Here is a 15,395-nt window from a genome sequence, read left to right as displayed (position 1 = left end):
AGCGATCTGCCTGCTGGCCGCCGGCTTGCGCCGCCCGCAACGCGATGGAAGATGGAACCGCGATGAACGCCTCCGCTCCCGCTCCTGGCGCCTCCGGCGCCCCAGCCCCGACTCCCCCATCGGGCCCCCGCATCACCGTGGTGGTGCTCACCCGCAATCATGTGCGTCAGGCAGTCGACACCGTCGCGCGGCTCACCGCGCTGCCTGAACATCCTCATGTGATCGTCGCCGACAACGGCTCGACCGATTCCACCATCAGCCTGCTCGCCTCGCTGTTTCCGCAGGTGCGCATCGTCCAGTGTCTGGGCGATCGCGGCATGGCGGGCTTCAACCGCGCCGTCGCCCTTGCGCCCACCGAATACGTGGCCTGCTGCGACGACAGCACCTGGTTCGCGTCCGGCGCGCTCGCGCACGCCGCGCAATGGCTCGACCAGCATCCGCAGGTGGCCGTGCTCAACGCGCGCGTGGTCGGGCATGACGAACGCGAAATCCACCCCGCCTGCCTGATGCTCAACGCCACCTCGCCCGGCGACGACGCGCTGCCCGGCCCCGCGCTCGCGGGCTATATGGCGGGCGCCTGCGTGTTCCGCACCGCGGTGTTCCGCGCGCTCGGCGGCTACGAGGAACGGCTCTCGCATGGCGGCGCGGAAGAACTGGCCGCGCTCGACGTGCTCGCCGCCGGCCATTCGATCGTCTACTGCGAACCGGCGCTGGCGCACCGCGAACCGCTCTACCGCTGGCTCACGCGGGCGCAGCATTGCACGCACGCGCGCAATTCGGCGTGGGTCGCGTGGATGCGCCTGCCGGTGCGCGACGCGCTCGCCGCCACCGGCCGCGCGCTGGTTGTGTTCGCGCGTCAGCGCTCGCTAGGTCCGGCCGGTTTTGCGCTGCTGCGCGGCGCATTCTGGACGCTGCGCCGCCGCCGCGTGGCCCCGGCACACGTCGTGCTGCTGACCCGTCAGGTGCGCCGCGCCGAGCGTCTGGTGCGCGCCGGCATCCCGGCGATGGCCGAAAAGTACGATCGCGCCGGTCAACGTGCGTGGTAAGCTGCCGCGCGACATGTAACTGGAAACGCAGCGGACATTGCATCCGAAACGCAACAGCAGCGCATCGCGAGCGCCTGCCCGCCTGAGAGGCGTTCCATCTTTACCGATTCAAAAAGGACCATGACCACGTCCGATTCCGCGATGCAACCCGATGCCGGCCTGTCCGCCGAAGGGCACAGCGGGCGCCGCTTCGAAGCGCTCGTGCAGCCCATCGAGGACTACGCGATCTTCCTGCTCGACCCACGCGGCCATGTGGTGAGCTGGAACCGGGGCGCCGCGCGCATCAAGGGCTACGAAGCGCACGAGATCATCGGCCAGCATTTTTCCCGTTTCTATACCGACGAAGCCAACGCCCGCCGCTGGCCCGAGCACGAGCTGGAACAGGCCGCGCTGCACGGCCGTTTCAACGACGAAGGCTGGCGTCTGCGTAAAGACGGCTCGATGTTCTGGGCCAATGTGGTGATTACCGCGCTGCGCGAGCAGGACGGCTCGCTCGCGGGCTTTGCCAAGGTCACGCGCGATCTCACGGCGGAGCGCCGACAGGTCGAAGCGCTGCGGCTTTCCGAAGAGCGCTTCCGTCTGCTGGTGGAAAGCGTGAGCGATTACGCGATCTTCATGCTCGACGCGCAAGGCCGCGTGGTGAGCTGGAACAGCGGCGCGACCAATCTCAAGGGCTACCGGCCAGCCGAAATCATCGGTCAGCATCTTTCGGTGTTCTATCCGCCCGACGACATCGCGGCTGGCGTGCCCGAGCGCGAATTGCGCCGCGCCGCCGATCTGGGCCGCTGCGTCAACGAAGGCTGGCGCGTGCGCAAGGACGGCTCGATGTTCTGGGCCAACGTCACGCTCACGGCGATTCATGACGCGCATGGCCGCCTGACCGGCTTCGCCAAGGTCACGCGCGACATGACCGAAAGCCGCCGCACTGACGAACTTGAGCATTCGAGCGAGCAGATGAAGCAGTTCCTCGCCATGCTCGCGCACGAACTGCGCAATCCGCTTGCGCCGGTGCGCAACGCCGTCGCCACGATGCGCCTGATGACCGCGCAGAGTCCCGAAGTCGAGCGCGCGCGCGATCTGATCGACCGCCAGATCGTCCATCTCACCCGTCTGGTGGACGATCTGCTCGACGTAGGCCGCATCACCTCGGGCAAGATCGAATTGCGCGAGGCGCCGCTCGATCTGCGCGAGGTCGTCAAGGACGCACTGGAAGCCGCGCAGCCTTTCACGGCGGCGCGCGGCCAGCAAGTCGAAGCCATCCTGCCCGCCGCCCCGTTGCCGATGACCGGCGACCACACGCGGCTCATGCAGGTTTTGCAGAACCTGCTGCACAACGCCTCGAAGTTTTCGCCGGACCAGACGCGCATCGCCATCGAAGTGCAGGTGGCCGGACGCGGCGTGCAGATCCAGGTGCGCGACGAAGGGCGCGGCCTGCGGCCCGAGACCTTCGAATCGATCTTTGGCCTTTTTAGCCAGGACCGCTCGATGCCAGGCCCCAGCGAAAACGGCCTGGGCATCGGCCTGATGCTGTGCCGCTCGCTGGTCGAACTGCACGGCGGCACCATTTCCGCGACCAGCGAGGGCCTCGGCGCGGGCAGCACCTTTACGATCCGTCTGCCGCTCGCGCGCGCCAGCAACGCGGCGCACGTGGATCTGGCGGTGGAAGGGCTGATCAGCACGGTCGGCCAGACGGTGCTCGCGCACGACGAATCCTTGCCGCTGCGCGTGCTCGTGGTGGACGACAATCGCGATTCCGCCGACAGCCTGGCGATGCTGCTCGAACTCAAGGGCCACGACGTGCGCGTGGCCTACAGCGCAGCTCAGGCCCGCGAATGGGCCGAGCGCTTCACGCCCGATGCCGCGCTCATCGACATTGCGATGCCGGAAATCGACGGCTATGCGGCGCTACGCGACCTGCGCACGCTGGAAGCGCTCGCGCATACGGTGTTCGCTGCGATGACAGGCTTCGGCCAGGCCGCCGATATCGAACTCACGCGTGCAGCGGGTTTTGAAATGCACCTCGTGAAGCCCGTCGATGTATTGCTGTTCGATGAAGTGCTCGCGCGCGCCGCTGCCCGGCGGGCAGCGCGCGTGGCGTGGACAAGCACACATCCGCAGATTTAAGGCAGGTCAAGGCGCGACGGGTTTGAAATCGCGGTACTCGATCTGCGGGCCGCGTACCACGATCGCGGTCGATTCGGGCACTTCGGCCCACGCTTCCGGCAGGTCGACGATCGGCTCCGATACCAGCAGATACGCATCCTCGCCCACCGCCGCAATGCGCGGGTCGTCGGGATACAGCTCCCGCAGATGCTTGAACGAGGTGCTGTGAAAGAGCGAACGCGAGTTGTGCTCGCTCGAATAGCGCACGGCCACGATCTGCTCGCCGTCGCTGGCAAAGACCGTCATGTTGAGCGCCGGCTCGATGCCGTGCTTTTGCGCGGTCGCCTCGATAAAACCAGCCATGCGTTCGAGCGCCGGCACCGGATCGACTTCCAGGCCAAACGTCATCGCGAGATAAAACATCGCCTCGGAATCGGTCGATCCTTCGAGCGCGTTAAAGCGCCCAGGATCAATGGCCAGCAGCAACTCGCGCCGCATGAGCGGAAAACTCTGGATCAGCCCGTTGTGCGCAAACATCCAGCGCCGATGCCGGAACGGATGACAGTTCGTCTCCTGCACTGGCGTGTGCGTGGCCGCACGCACATGCGCGACAAACATCGGCGCGTGTACGGCCCTGGCCAGTTCGCGCAGGTTGCGATCGTTCCAGGCCGGATGCACGCTGCGATAGCGATAGGGAATATCGTGCGGATGCTGATACCAGCCAAGGCCGAAACCATCGCCATTGGTGGTGGTCGCGCCGAGCTTCGAATGCAGGCTCTGGTCGATCAGCGAATGGCGCGCCCGAAACAGCACTGTTTCGAGCGAAATCGGATTACCCGTGTAAGCAAGCCAGCGGCACATCGTTGCCTCCATCGATCAGATCGGCGGTTGCCTTCGCGCACTGCCACGCAGTTCGCTGTGTAGTTTGCCGCGTCGCCGGCGCTTTAGTTCGCGGCGTGCAGCCCCGCAGCGATCGGTGTGAGGAAACCGGTCAAGCCGGTCAAGATAATCTGCACACCGATACACAACAGCAGGAACGACGACACGCGCATGGCCACCCGCGTGCCCTCCACGCCCAGATAGTGCGCCAGACGCGCGGCGCGGCTGTAAACGTAATAGATCACCAGCACCACCAGCAGCGAAATCACCACGGACGCGATACTCGACAGCAGCCACGCGGAAAGCTTGTGCGTGCGGTTAGCGTTCAGCGCGATGGCCGTCGCGATCGAACCGGGGCCGGTCGTGAGCGGCACCGTCAGCGGAAAGAAAGCCTTGCCGCTTGCCGACCACGAACTCACCGGCTTGACCGCCGGATCGCTCGCTGCGGGCGGCTCCGGTTCCGGCGCGTTGAGCATCTGCCAGCCGCTCACGGCCACGGCCAGACCGCCGCCGATACGCAGCGCTTCCATCGAAATACCAAAGAAATGCAGGATCGGCGTGCCCACGAAAAACGCCGCAAGCAGCACGAAACCCGCATTGGTGGCGACGCGCTTGGCGAGCAGGCGGCGCTCCTCGTCGGTCAACGTCGCCGTGCGATCGAGAAAGACAAAGGCGATGCCGATGGGGTTGATGATGCTGATCAGTCCGGTAAAACCGAACAGAATGTCTGAAATCAGGCTCTCGATCATGAAGTCGATCCGGAAAACGGGGCAGGTGCTGGCATCGAATAATGCGGCGGCGCGTGGCGCGCAATCGTTGCAAGCGCGCGCATCGCCAAGGGTGCGTGAAGTGTAACTGGATCGGCCTGCGGCGTGCCCTCTGAATGCGCTGCGCGCGCACGGAATCTGCTTGCACGTGCCGCAGCGCAGCATCGAAATGCAGGCACTGACGCGGCGATATCAGGATTTTTGGCGGCTTTACGGGGTGCGTACACCGGCATAGAGTGAATCGTTCTAACCCGGTCGCGACGTTCCCCTTTTACAAAAAGGAGTTGCCATGTCACTGAGGTTGCTCGCAGCGCTACCCTTTATCGGCATTCTGCTGGGCGTGCCGTTCGTCAACCGCACCGAACCGCTGATCCTTGGCATGCCGCTCGTGCTGGCCTGGATCGTCATGTGGGTCGTGCTGACGTCGGCGATCATGGCCATCGTCTATCGCCTCGATCCGGTCAACCGCCTGCCCGCCGACGCGCAAAGCGAGGTGCGGCCATGAGCGCGCTCATCATCATCGCGGCGATCACGGTCGTCGCGCTATTTCTGGGCATGCGTGCGCGACGCGGGCACGACATGAGTCTCGAACAGTGGTCGGTGGGCGGACGCAGCTTTGGCACCGCATTCGTGTTCCTGCTGATGGCGGGCGAAATCTACACCACCTTTACCTTCCTTGGCGGCAGTGGTTTCGCCTACGGCAAGGGCGCGCCGGTCTATTACATCCTCTGCTACGGCACGCTCGCGTACATCCTGTCTTACTGGATGCTGCCGCCGGTCTGGCGCTACGCCAAGCAACACCGGCTGATGTCGCAGCCGCATTTTTTCGCGCGCAAATACAACAGCCCTGCGCTGGGCGTGCTGGTAGCGTGCGTGGGCGTGCTCGCGCTCGTGCCGTATCTGGTGTTGCAACTCAAAGGCCTCGGCATCATCGTGACAACGGCCTCCTTCGGCGCGATTTCGTCGACGGCGGCAATCTGGATCGGCGCGGCCGTGGTGACGGTTTACGTGATTGTCTCGGGCGTGCGCGGTTGTGCGTGGAATTCGGTCGTAAAAGACACGATGATTCTCGCCATCGCTATCTTTCTGGGCATTTATCTGCCGGTTCATCACTACGGCAGCATGTCGGAAATGTTCCGTGCCATTGATGCCGCGAAGCCCGGCTTCCTCGCCTTCCCCGCGAAAGGCCAGAGCGTGACGTGGTTCCAGTCGACGGTCCTGCTCACGGCGCTGGGATTTTTCATGTGGCCGCACACGTTTGGATCGGTCTATACCGCGAAAGACGAACGCATTTTCCGCCGCAACGCCGCGATTTTGCCGCTCTATCAGCTGATCCTGCTGTTCGTGTTTTTCTGCGGATTTGCGGCAGTGTTGAAAGTGCCGGGTCTCAAGGGCGGAGATATCGATCTTTCGCTGTTCCGTCTTTCGCTGCAGACCTTCGACCCGTGGTTCGTCGGCGTCATTGGCGCGGCGGGCGTGCTCACCGCGCTCGTGCCGGGATCGATGATCCTCACCACCGCTTCGACGCTGATCGCCAACGACGTGTATCGCGGCGCCATGATGAAACAGGCCGACGACGCGCGCGTGGCGAAGCTCGCACGATTCTTCGTGCCGGTGATCGCGCTGGTGGCGGTGGGCTTCACGCTCAATGGCGGCGAGACCATCGTGGCGCTGCTGTTGATGGGCTATAACTTCGTCACGCAATTGTTCCCGGCGCTGGTATGCAGCCTTTCGGCACGCAATCGCGTCACGAAACAAGGCGCATTTTGCGGGATTTTGTCTGGCGTGGCCGTGGTCGTGATCACGACGGTGACGCATGTGAGCGTCGCGCAATTGATTCCTTTCGCGCCCGACGCGTTCAAGGACATCAATATCGGCTTTCTCGCGCTGGGCGTGAATATCGTGGTGCTCGCAGCGGTGAGCGTGCTGACGCAGCCGCATACGCATGCCGATCATAAGCATGCGGGCGCGCATTGAATGAGGTGATGGTTCCGCTGCAAATGACTGGGGCCGACGTTGTCGGCCCTTTCGTTTCTCGCATGCGCAGGCTTAACTGCGCTCGCATATATTCACGTATTCGCGTGCGGCATCGTCGCTCAAACCATTGCGAGCGAATGCGTGCGCGACGTCCGCGACGCTCAAATGCGCCCGGTAGCGGCGATACATGGCGCGCACGCAAGCGAATTTGCGTAGATCGCAGTAGTTTTTCAGCAGGGCCACGCCTCGCGGAGAGGCCAGCGTCTGAATGTCCAGACCATCGATGATCTCCAACATCACGCTGTCTTCAACGTGCCGCCACATGTTGAAGAATCCATGAAAGCCGAAGGTCGGTTGCCTGGGTACGCCATACTCGTAGGCGAATTCGTCGGCAACGTCGCCTGGCGCAAAACGGATTCCGTGTTCGGCTTCCAGCGCCTCCCGCCAGGTGCTGCCAATCAGGACATCTTCTGCTGCGCCGGGATCTATCGAGAACCGATCGTTCGCCAGCGCCTTCAGCAGTTTCGCCGAGCGCAAGGAAAATCCGCCGTTTCCGACGTCGTTTCCGCTGCTGGAGTTGGGCCAGCGCGCGCCGATGTAGTCGTATTGATAAAAGCGGTCGCTCCACCTGGACGCGTCCAGGACGTAGCCGTCCCATTGAACCACCAGCACCCAGGGCGTCGCGATGTAGTCGGCCAGGCGCTTGAGCATGAAGTGCGAATACTCGGCCAGCGAGCGCAGCGCTGCGATCTTTTCGATACGCGCCCGCGTTGGCGCATCGACGTCTGCGATCAGCATCGCGTCGCCGAAATCGCACTGGGAGAGCGAAATATCGAGAGCGCGCGCCGCGAGTTTCGGGTTGACGGTGTCGACGGCGCAGAGGGTGACGTCGCGCAGATTTCGTGACGGACTGTGCACGTCAAAAGCTCGTTCACTCATTTCCCGCTCCCAGACAGTGAACACTGAAAAACCGTGAGTGACAGACGTCAGGCAATACGTTTAACGACATCATAGCTTGCAAATTCCAGCCAGTTTCCGAGCCACGATTTTGCAACACTCTTAAAAGCGAGATCGTGTTTTCTGAGCCGAATTGACCGCAATTGCCAGCGTGTCTGTAATACGTTTGCGCTAGCGCAATACATCGCCAGCGCGAGGCTTTCAGCCCGCCTACCGCTTCCCCACCCCATACAACTTCGAATCCGCGAAGCCCTGCGCGCCCAGCACACGCCCAACCAGAATCAAGGCCGTGCGCTCGATATCCGTCGCCTGCACTTTCGCGACAATATCCGCGAGCGTGCCCGTCACGCGCTCCTCATCGGGCCAGCTTGCGCGATAAATCACAGCCACCGGGCAATCGTCGCCGTAGTGCGGCCGCAATTCCTCGACGATACGCGCGATATGGCGCACGCCCAGATGAATCGCCATCGTCGCGCGATGACGCGCGAGGTCGCCCAAGGCCTCGCCTTCGGGCATCGACGTTTTAGTCGCGTAACGCGTGAGAATCAACGTTTGCGAAATACCCGGCAGCGTCAATTCGTTGCCCAGCGCCGCTGCACAGGCGGCCGTCGCCGTCACACCCGGCACGACTTCGTAAGGAATCCCAAGCTCACGCAAACGCCGGATCTGCTCGCCGATCGCGCCGTACAACGAAGGATCGCCCGAATGCACGCGCGCCACATCGTGTCCCTGCCGATGCGCGTTCTCCAGCAGCGCAACGATTTCATCGAGCGTCAGCGGCGCGGTATCCACGACCTGCTGCGCGCGATGACCTTCCAGCACGGCGGGCGGCACGAGCGATCCCGCGTAAAGAATGACCGGACAAGTCCGCACGAGCCGTTGGCCCTTCACGGTGATCAATTCGGGATCACCGGGTCCCGCGCCGATAAAGAAAACAGTCATGCGTCGATATTCCGTTGAGTGAGATCCGCAAGCGCATCCAGCACGTCCTGCACCGAGGCGAATTCGCGTTGCGCGGGCGGCAGCGCGGGCCGCCGCACCATCACCACCGGCAAGCCCATTTCGCGCGCAACGCCGAGTTTTGCTTCAGTCGCCGCGCCGCCGCTGTTCTTGCTGACGATCACGTCGTAGCGCCCTGTTTCGAACAGCGCGCGCTCGCCTTCGTCCGTAAAAGGCCCGCGGGCGTCAATCACCTGTGCGCGCGCATGGCCCGGATGCGCATCGAGACAGCGCACCGTCCAGTGCTGATGCACCGGCACGTCGTGAAGATGCGCGAGCGGTTCGCGGCCCAGCGTAAACAGCACGCGCGTATAGGGCGTAATGGCTTCGACCACGCCAGCCCAATCGTCCACCCAAAGCCAGTCGTCGCCGGGCTGCGGCTGCCAGGGCGCGCGACGCAGCGCCCAGTAAGGCACTTTCGCCTGCTCGCACGCGCGCGCCGCGTTCGCGCTGATCTGCGCCGCGTAAGGATGCGTGGCGTCCAGAACGATATCGATGTCCTCATCGGCGAGATAGTCGGCGAGCCCTTGAGCACCGCCAAAGCCGCCTACCCTAACCGCGCAGCCCAGATCGGCTGGCACGCGGCCCAGGCCCGCAAGGCTATAAACATGCTCGGGGCCGAGTGCGCGCGCGATACGCAGTGCATCTCCCGTTCCGCCGAGCAGCAACACGCGTGCGCTCATGGCTTGATCGCTTCGTATAGCGTGACGGGCAGCGCCTGACGCCAGGTATCGAAGCGTCCAAGCGGTTCTGCCTCGCCGATGCCAATACGCGTGAGCGTGCCGCCATATTGCGCACGCCAGCCCACAAGCGCCGCTTCGCTCTGCACGGTCACGGCGTTCGCCACCAGCCGGCCGCCAGGCGCCAGCCGGTTCCAGCACGTTTCGAGCACGCCCGGCGCCGTCACACCACCGCCGATAAACACTGCATCGGGCGTGGCAAGTCCATCGAGCGCATCCGGCGCGCGTCCGGCCACCAGTTGCAGCGCGGGCACGCCCAGCGCGTGGCGGTTATGTTCGACAAAGCGCTGGCGCTCGGCATTCGCTTCGATCGCAATGGCGCGGCAAGCCGGATGCGAGCGCATCCATTCGATGCCGATCGAGCCGCTGCCTGCGCCCACGTCCCAGAGCAATGCACCTGGCGTCGGCGCGAGACGCGCGAGTGTGAGGGCGCGCACATCGCGCTTGGTGAGCTGCCCGTCGTGCCGATACGCCTCATCGGGCAAACCCGGCGTGAGTGTCCAGTTGCGCGCGGGCGCTTCATCGGCGGCTTCGCATTCGAACGCAACGAGATTGAGCGCGGCCACTTCGTCCAGATGCCAGGCATCGGCACGCCCATCGATGCGCCGTTCCTGCGCGCCGCCCAGATGCTCGAATACGGCAAGGCGCGACGCACCCAGGCCCTGCGCGGTGAGCAAGGCCGCGATGGCTTTGGGCGTGTGTCCATCGGCGCTCAAGGCGAGCACGCGCGAACGCGCATACAGGTGACGGCGCAGCGCATCGAGCGGACGCCCCACCAGCGATGCAACCGATATGTCCTGCAACGCCCAGCCAAGCCGCGCCGCGGCGAGCGACAGCGACGACGGCGCGGGCAGCACGCGCAACTCATCGGCCGCGAGCTGGCGCGCAAGCGTCGCGCCGACGCCATAGAACATCGGATCGCCGCTTGCCAGCACGCACACGCAGCCCTGGGCATCGCGCAGCGCAAGCAGCGGCTCGACGCTGAACGGCTGCGGCCACGCCTGGCGGCGCGCCTGCACGCGTGCGGGCAGCATCGCCAGGTGGCGCGCGCCGCCCGTCACGACCGTCGCCGCGAAGAGCGCGCGGCGCGCTTCGCGCCCGAGTCCTTCGTATCCGTCCTCGCCTATGCCGATCACCGTCAGCCACGCTTGCCTGCCCTGCATCCGTGCTCCGTCATGCGTTGCGCGCGCCCCGTCTGGATTCGCGGATCGCGCTGGAAAACGGGCATAATACCGCTTCCGCTGGCGCCGGACGGGCCTGAAAACCGCGAATTTCCCACGTCTTTCGCACCCTTTCCCGCCTTTTGCCGATACCGCCAGCGCTCGCGCCGCGCTTAAGCCTGTCCAACGCAGCATTGGGCCACGGATCCGGCGACCGCGCGATTCCCTACACGAGTGCCCCTTGAATCACGACTCGAAGCCCGCCGCTTTGTCCGCTACGTCCGCTTCGTCTGCTTCGTCCCCCGCAGCATGGGCCGCAGCCCGCCGTTCGGCGTGCCCGGGGCTCGTGCGCGTCGTCGCGGCGCTCGACGGCGGCCTCTGCCGCGTCCGTCTGCCGGGCGGCGTGCTCCTGACCGCACAGGCGCACGCGATTGCCGAAGCCGCGCTCGCGCACGCAAACGGCACGCTCGAACTGACGAATCGCGCCAACCTCCAGGTGCGCGGCATTCGCACGGGCAGCGCGGCGGCGCTCACGGCGGCGCTGGTCGAAGCGGGCCTCGGTCCGTCGAATTCCGGGAGCGAAAGCGCCGATCTCTGCGCCGCCGACGAGCTGCGCAACCTCATGCTCAGCCCGCTCGCCGGCCTCGATCGCGCGGCGCTCATCGACACCACTCAACTCGCCGCGCCGATCGTCGCGATGCTCCAGGGCGAGCCGCGTTTCGCGGCACTGTCGCCCAAGTTCGCGCTGCTGATCGACGGCGGCGAACGGCTTGCGGCGCTCGATCATCCGCACGATATCTGGCTGGCCGCTGTGGCGCATGACGACGGCGTGCGCTTTATGTTCGGCCTTGCGGGATGTCCTGCCGATGGCGCACTCGGCTCGATTGCGGCCGCCGATGTAATCGCGTTCATTCAAGCACTGCTGCACGCCTTCCTCGATCTCGCCCAGCCCGGTCAGACGCGCATGCGCGAAATCGTCGCCGCGCATGGCGCGCACGCCGTGTTGCAACGGGCGCAGGACCACGCGCCGATCGCCGTCGCGCACGAGAACGAACACAAGCACCGCTGGCATCGCCCGGAAGTCGATCTGGCCTTGCGCCTGGGCGCACATGAATCGAAACACGGCACGGTTTATATCGGCTGCCAGCCGCCGCTTGCGCGCCTCGACGCCGCCACGCTGCATGCCCTCGCCACGCTCGCGCAACAGCACGGCGACGGCACGCTGCGCCTCACGCCCTGGCAAGGCGCGATCCTGCCGAATATCGATAACGGCAGCGCGCAGGACGTGCTAGAAAGCCTGCAAGCGCTCGGCCTGATTGCCGATGCCGCCCACCCGCTCGCGCGCACGATTGCCTGCACGGGATCGGCGGGTTGCGCAAAGAGCCGCGCCGATACCAAGGCCGACGCCCTGCGTCTGGCCACCCAATTGCCGCCTGACGTCCACGTCCACCTGAGCGGCTGCGAGCGCTCTTGCGCCGCCGCCCATCGCGCGCCGTTCACGCTGCTCGCGGTCGCGCCCGGCGAATACGACCTGTACGAACAGGGCGACGAAAACAACCACCCGCGCGCGGCGGACATGGCCCCATTCGGCCGTGTCGTCGCGCGCCACCTGACGATCGAAGCCGCGGCGCAGATGCTTACGCAACTGACCGCCCAGCGGCCCCGGAGCACCCCTGATGTCTGATTACATCCGCGACGGCCAGGCGATCTATCGCGAGTCCTTCGCGACGATCCGCGCCGAAGCCGATCTCTCGCGCATTCCCGCCGACCTCGAAAAACTCGCCGTGCGCGTGATCCATGCCTGCGGCATGGTCGACGTGGCCGCCGACCTCGCGTTCTCGCCGGGCGCGGGCGCGGCGGGCCGCACGGCGCTGGCCAACGGCGCACCGATTCTCTGCGACGCGAAGATGGTCGCGTTTGGCATCACGCGCGCACGCCTGCCCGCCAGCAACGAAGTCATCTGCACGCTTGACGATCCGGCGGTTCCGGCGCTCGCGCGCGAAATGGGCAATACGCGCTCGGCTGCCGCGCTCGAACTGTGGCGTCCGCATCTCGAAGGCAGCGTGGTCGCCATTGGCAATGCGCCCACCGCGCTCTTCCACCTCATCGACATGATCGCGGCAGGCGCGCCGCGTCCTGCGCTGATCCTCGGCATGCCGGTGGGTTTCGTGGGCGCGGCGGAATCGAAAGCGCTGCTCGCGAGCGCCGCGCACGGCGTGCCCTTCGTCGTCGTGCATGGCCGCCGCGGCGGCAGCGCCATGGCCGCAGCCGCCGTCAACGCACTTGCTTCGGAGATCGAATAAATGTCCATCAAAGGACGACTGCACGGCATCGGCGTCGGTCCGGGCGACCCTGAACTGCTCACACTCAAGGCGCTGCGCCTCATCAAGGCCGCGCCCGTGGTTGCATACTTCGTCGCGAAGGGCAAAAAGGGCAACGCCTTCGGCATCATCGAAGACCATCTCGAACCGCGCCAGGAACAACTGCCGCTGGTCTATCCGGTCACCACCGAAGCGCTGGAGCCGCCGCTCTCATACGAAGCGATCATCGCCGACTTCTACGACGGCGCAGCCGAAATCGTCGCCGCGCACCTGGACGCGGGCCGCGACGTGGCTGTGATCTGCGAAGGCGATCCGTTCTTCTACGGCTCGTACATGTATCTGCACGACCGGCTCGCCACGCGCTTCGAAGCCGAAGTCGTACCGGGCGTGTGTTCGATGCTGGGCGGCGTGGCCGTGCTGGGCGTGCCGCTCGTGTACCGGAACCAGAGCCTGTCGGTGCTCTCGGGCGTGCTGCCCGAAGACGAACTGCGCCGCCGCCTGGCCGACGCGGACGCCGCCGTCATCATGAAACTGGGCCGCAACTTCGAAAAAGTGCGCCGCGTGCTGACCGATCTCGGCCTCGCCGATCGTGCGCTTTATGTTGAGCGCGCAACCATGTCGAACCAGCGCATCGTGCCGCTCGACGACGTCGATCCGATGGCATCGCCCTACTTCTCGCTGCTGGTCGTGCCGGGGGAAAAATGGCAACGCTGAGCCCTGCGCTGCAAGCGCCCGCCGTCGTCGTACTCGGCCCCGGCGCGCTGGCCACCGCGCAGCGCGTGAAGGCGCTCTATGCGGGCGCGCAGATTCACGCCTTGCAGGACCGGGCGCAAGGCGACATCGCGTTCACCGAACTGGGCGAGCATCTGCGCGAACTCTACCGACGCGGCACGCCGCTCATCGCACTGTGCGCGGCGGGCATCGTGATCCGCTGCCTCGCGCCGCTGCTCGCCAACAAGGGCATCGAGCCGCCCGTCCTCGCGCTTGCCGAAGATGGCAGCGCGGTCGTACCGCTGCTCGGCGGCCTCACGGGTGTCAACGTGATGGCGCGCGAGATGGGCGCGGCGCTTGCCATCGCGCCTGCGATCACCACGAGCGGCGAACTGCGCTTTGGCACCTGTCTGCTCAATCCGCCCGAAGGCTATGCGCTGTCGAGCCTCACGCAGGGCAAACGCTTCGTGTCGGATCTGCTCGCGGGCGACACGACGCGCATCGACGGCGACGCGCCCTGGCTCGACAACGTCGATCTCCCGCGCGACGCCGCGGCGCGCCACGCGATTCGCGTGAGCCCGCAGGCATGGGACGGCAATCCCGAGCATCTGGTGATTCATCCGCGCTCGGTTGTTGCGTACGCAACCGAAGCGCCCGCCTTGCTGGCTGAATACGTACGCGAAGCATTGACTGAAAATGGCCTCGCTGAACAGGCGCTCGCCGCGCTGCTCGCGCCCGCGGCGCACATGGGCGATGCCGCGTTCGAACAGGCCGCAGCGGCGCTGGACGTGCCACTGCGTTTTGTCGATGGCGAACCGCTCGCGGCGTTGAAGCTGCCTGAGCCGCATCGACTGATTGAAGCGGGACACGGCATCGCGCTGGGCGTCGCGGACGAACCGCTCGACGTGTCCACGCTGGGACGCGCGCGCGGGCGTCTCACCGTGCTTGGCCTCGGCCCGGGACGCGCCGATCTGCTGACACCGATGGCGCGCGCCGCGCTCGACGAGGCTAGCGATATCGTCGGCTATGCCACGTACGTGGAGATGGCCGGCCCGCTGCGGCCGGGCCAGGTGCGCCACGCCACCGACAATCGCGAGGAATTGCAGCGCGCGCGCCATGCGTTCGAACTCGCTTGCGAGGGACGGCGCGTTGCCGTGGTGTCGTCGGGCGATCCGGGTGTGTTCGCGATGGCTGCTGCGGTGCTCGAAGCGCTTGAAGGGGCTGAGGACTCGCGCTGGCGTCGGGTCGAGCTGCGGATCGTGCCGGGCGTGTCGGCGGCGCTTGCTACGGCGGCGCAGGCTGGAGCGCCGCTGGGTCACGACTTCTGCATGCTCTCGCTTTCGGACAATCTCAAGCCTTGGGCGGTGATCGAAAAGCGTCTGCATCATGCGGCGCTGGCTGATCTTGTGATGGCTTTCTATAACCCGATTTCACGGGCCAGGCCGTGGCAGCTCGATCGGGCGCTGGAAATTGTGCGTGCAGTGCGGGCGCCGGAAACGCGGGTGGTGCTGGGGCGTGATGTGGGGCGGCCCGGGGAGACCCTGAGGGCGACGACACTGGGGGCGCTGCAGTCTGATGATGTCGATATGCGGACTATGGTGATTGTGGGGTCTTCGGCTACGCGGGGGTTTATGCGGGAAGGTGAAGCTGGTGGGCTTGATGAGTGGGTTTATACGCCGCGGTGGTATAGGTAGGATTCTGGGTTGTTGTTGGCGTTGCTGTTGGCATTTCCTTG

The 15,395-nt window shown here is 65.5% G+C and carries 14 protein-coding genes; 8 read left to right on the top strand and 6 right to left on the bottom strand.

Going from position 1 to position 15,395, the window contains the following annotated elements; translation table 11 throughout:
- Window positions 1-62: 62 nt before the first annotated feature.
- Window positions 63-1,046 (top strand): glycosyltransferase, encoded by a 984-nt coding sequence (locus F3J17_RS11750; RefSeq protein ID WP_167057920.1) that lies wholly within the window; start codon window positions 63-65, stop codon window positions 1,044-1,046.
- A gap of 141 nt (window positions 1,047-1,187) precedes the next feature.
- Entirely contained in the window at window positions 1,188-3,170 is a 1,983-nt protein-coding gene (locus F3J17_RS11745; protein WP_240160950.1) for a PAS domain S-box protein, read from the top strand.
- A 6-nt stretch (window positions 3,171-3,176) separates the two neighbouring features.
- Here F3J17_RS11745 and F3J17_RS11740 read toward each other — a convergent pair whose 3' ends face one another.
- Both F3J17_RS11740 and F3J17_RS11735 read right to left on the bottom strand, forming a co-directional pair.
- On the bottom strand, window positions 3,177-4,010 hold the full coding sequence (locus tag F3J17_RS11740) for a class II glutamine amidotransferase (protein WP_167057915.1): 834 nt from the start codon (window positions 4,008-4,010) through the stop codon (window positions 3,177-3,179).
- Window positions 4,011-4,093: 83 nt separating this feature from the next.
- Window positions 4,094-4,777: a MarC family protein gene (locus F3J17_RS11735; protein ID WP_167057912.1), complete on the bottom strand. Its 684-nt coding sequence runs from the start codon at window positions 4,775-4,777 to the stop codon at window positions 4,094-4,096.
- Between the two features lie 307 nt (window positions 4,778-5,084).
- Here F3J17_RS11735 and F3J17_RS11730 point away from each other — a divergent pair, with 307 nt between their 5' ends.
- The gene (locus tag F3J17_RS11730; protein ID WP_167057909.1) at window positions 5,085-5,300 is read left to right on the top strand and encodes a DUF3311 domain-containing protein; all 216 of its coding nucleotides are present in this window, start codon (window positions 5,085-5,087) and stop codon (window positions 5,298-5,300) included.
- Window positions 5,297-6,772 carry a sodium:solute symporter gene (locus F3J17_RS11725; protein WP_167057906.1) on the top strand — a complete coding sequence of 492 codons (1,476 nt, stop codon included), beginning with the start codon at window positions 5,297-5,299 and terminating at the stop codon, window positions 6,770-6,772. The genes F3J17_RS11730 and F3J17_RS11725 overlap by 4 nt, the downstream gene beginning before the upstream one ends.
- 72 nt (window positions 6,773-6,844) lie before the next feature.
- On the opposite strand, the gene F3J17_RS11720 is transcribed toward F3J17_RS11725, so the two are convergent.
- From F3J17_RS11720 to cbiE, 4 genes are all read right to left on the bottom strand, one after another.
- Entirely contained in the window at window positions 6,845-7,711 is an 867-nt protein-coding gene (locus tag F3J17_RS11720) for a DUF5672 family protein (RefSeq protein ID WP_167057903.1), read from the bottom strand.
- A 228-nt stretch (window positions 7,712-7,939) separates the two neighbouring features.
- Window positions 7,940-8,671 carry a precorrin-4 C(11)-methyltransferase gene (cobM, locus tag F3J17_RS11715; protein WP_167057900.1) on the bottom strand — a complete coding sequence of 244 codons (732 nt, stop codon included), beginning with the start codon at window positions 8,669-8,671 and terminating at the stop codon, window positions 7,940-7,942.
- The gene (locus F3J17_RS11710; protein ID WP_167057897.1) at window positions 8,668-9,411 is read right to left on the bottom strand and encodes a cobalt-precorrin-6A reductase; all 744 of its coding nucleotides are present in this window, start codon (window positions 9,409-9,411) and stop codon (window positions 8,668-8,670) included. Before F3J17_RS11710 ends, cobM begins: the two co-directional genes overlap by 4 nt.
- A complete protein-coding gene (gene cbiE / locus F3J17_RS11705; protein WP_167057894.1) occupies window positions 9,408-10,631 on the bottom strand; it encodes a precorrin-6y C5,15-methyltransferase (decarboxylating) subunit CbiE in 1,224 nt (407 codons plus the stop codon). Before cbiE ends, F3J17_RS11710 begins: the two co-directional genes overlap by 4 nt.
- 238 nt (window positions 10,632-10,869) lie before the next feature.
- On the opposite strand from cbiE, the gene cobG reads away from it, so the two are divergent.
- From cobG to cobJ, 4 genes are read left to right on the top strand one after another with little or no spacing between them, the layout of a single operon-like run.
- On the top strand, window positions 10,870-12,312 hold the full coding sequence (gene cobG / locus F3J17_RS11700; protein WP_240160933.1) for a precorrin-3B synthase: 1,443 nt from the start codon (window positions 10,870-10,872) through the stop codon (window positions 12,310-12,312).
- Window positions 12,305-12,931 (top strand): precorrin-8X methylmutase, encoded by a 627-nt coding sequence (locus tag F3J17_RS11695; RefSeq protein ID WP_167057891.1) that lies wholly within the window; start codon window positions 12,305-12,307, stop codon window positions 12,929-12,931. Before cobG ends, F3J17_RS11695 begins: the two co-directional genes overlap by 8 nt.
- Window positions 12,932-13,663: a precorrin-2 C(20)-methyltransferase gene (locus F3J17_RS11690; protein ID WP_167057888.1), complete on the top strand. Its 732-nt coding sequence runs from the start codon at window positions 12,932-12,934 to the stop codon at window positions 13,661-13,663. It abuts the gene before it with no gap.
- Window positions 13,651-15,354, top strand: coding sequence for a precorrin-3B C(17)-methyltransferase (gene cobJ / locus F3J17_RS11685; RefSeq protein WP_167057886.1), 1,704 nt, complete (start codon window positions 13,651-13,653; stop codon window positions 15,352-15,354). The genes F3J17_RS11690 and cobJ overlap by 13 nt, the downstream gene beginning before the upstream one ends.
- Window positions 15,355-15,395: the final 41 nt, after the last annotated feature.

This window comes from Burkholderia sp. Ax-1719, from assembly GCF_011753055.1.
Classification (GTDB): Bacteria; Pseudomonadota; Gammaproteobacteria; order Burkholderiales; family Burkholderiaceae; genus Paraburkholderia.
This window is presented reverse-complemented; position numbering and strand designations above follow the sequence as displayed.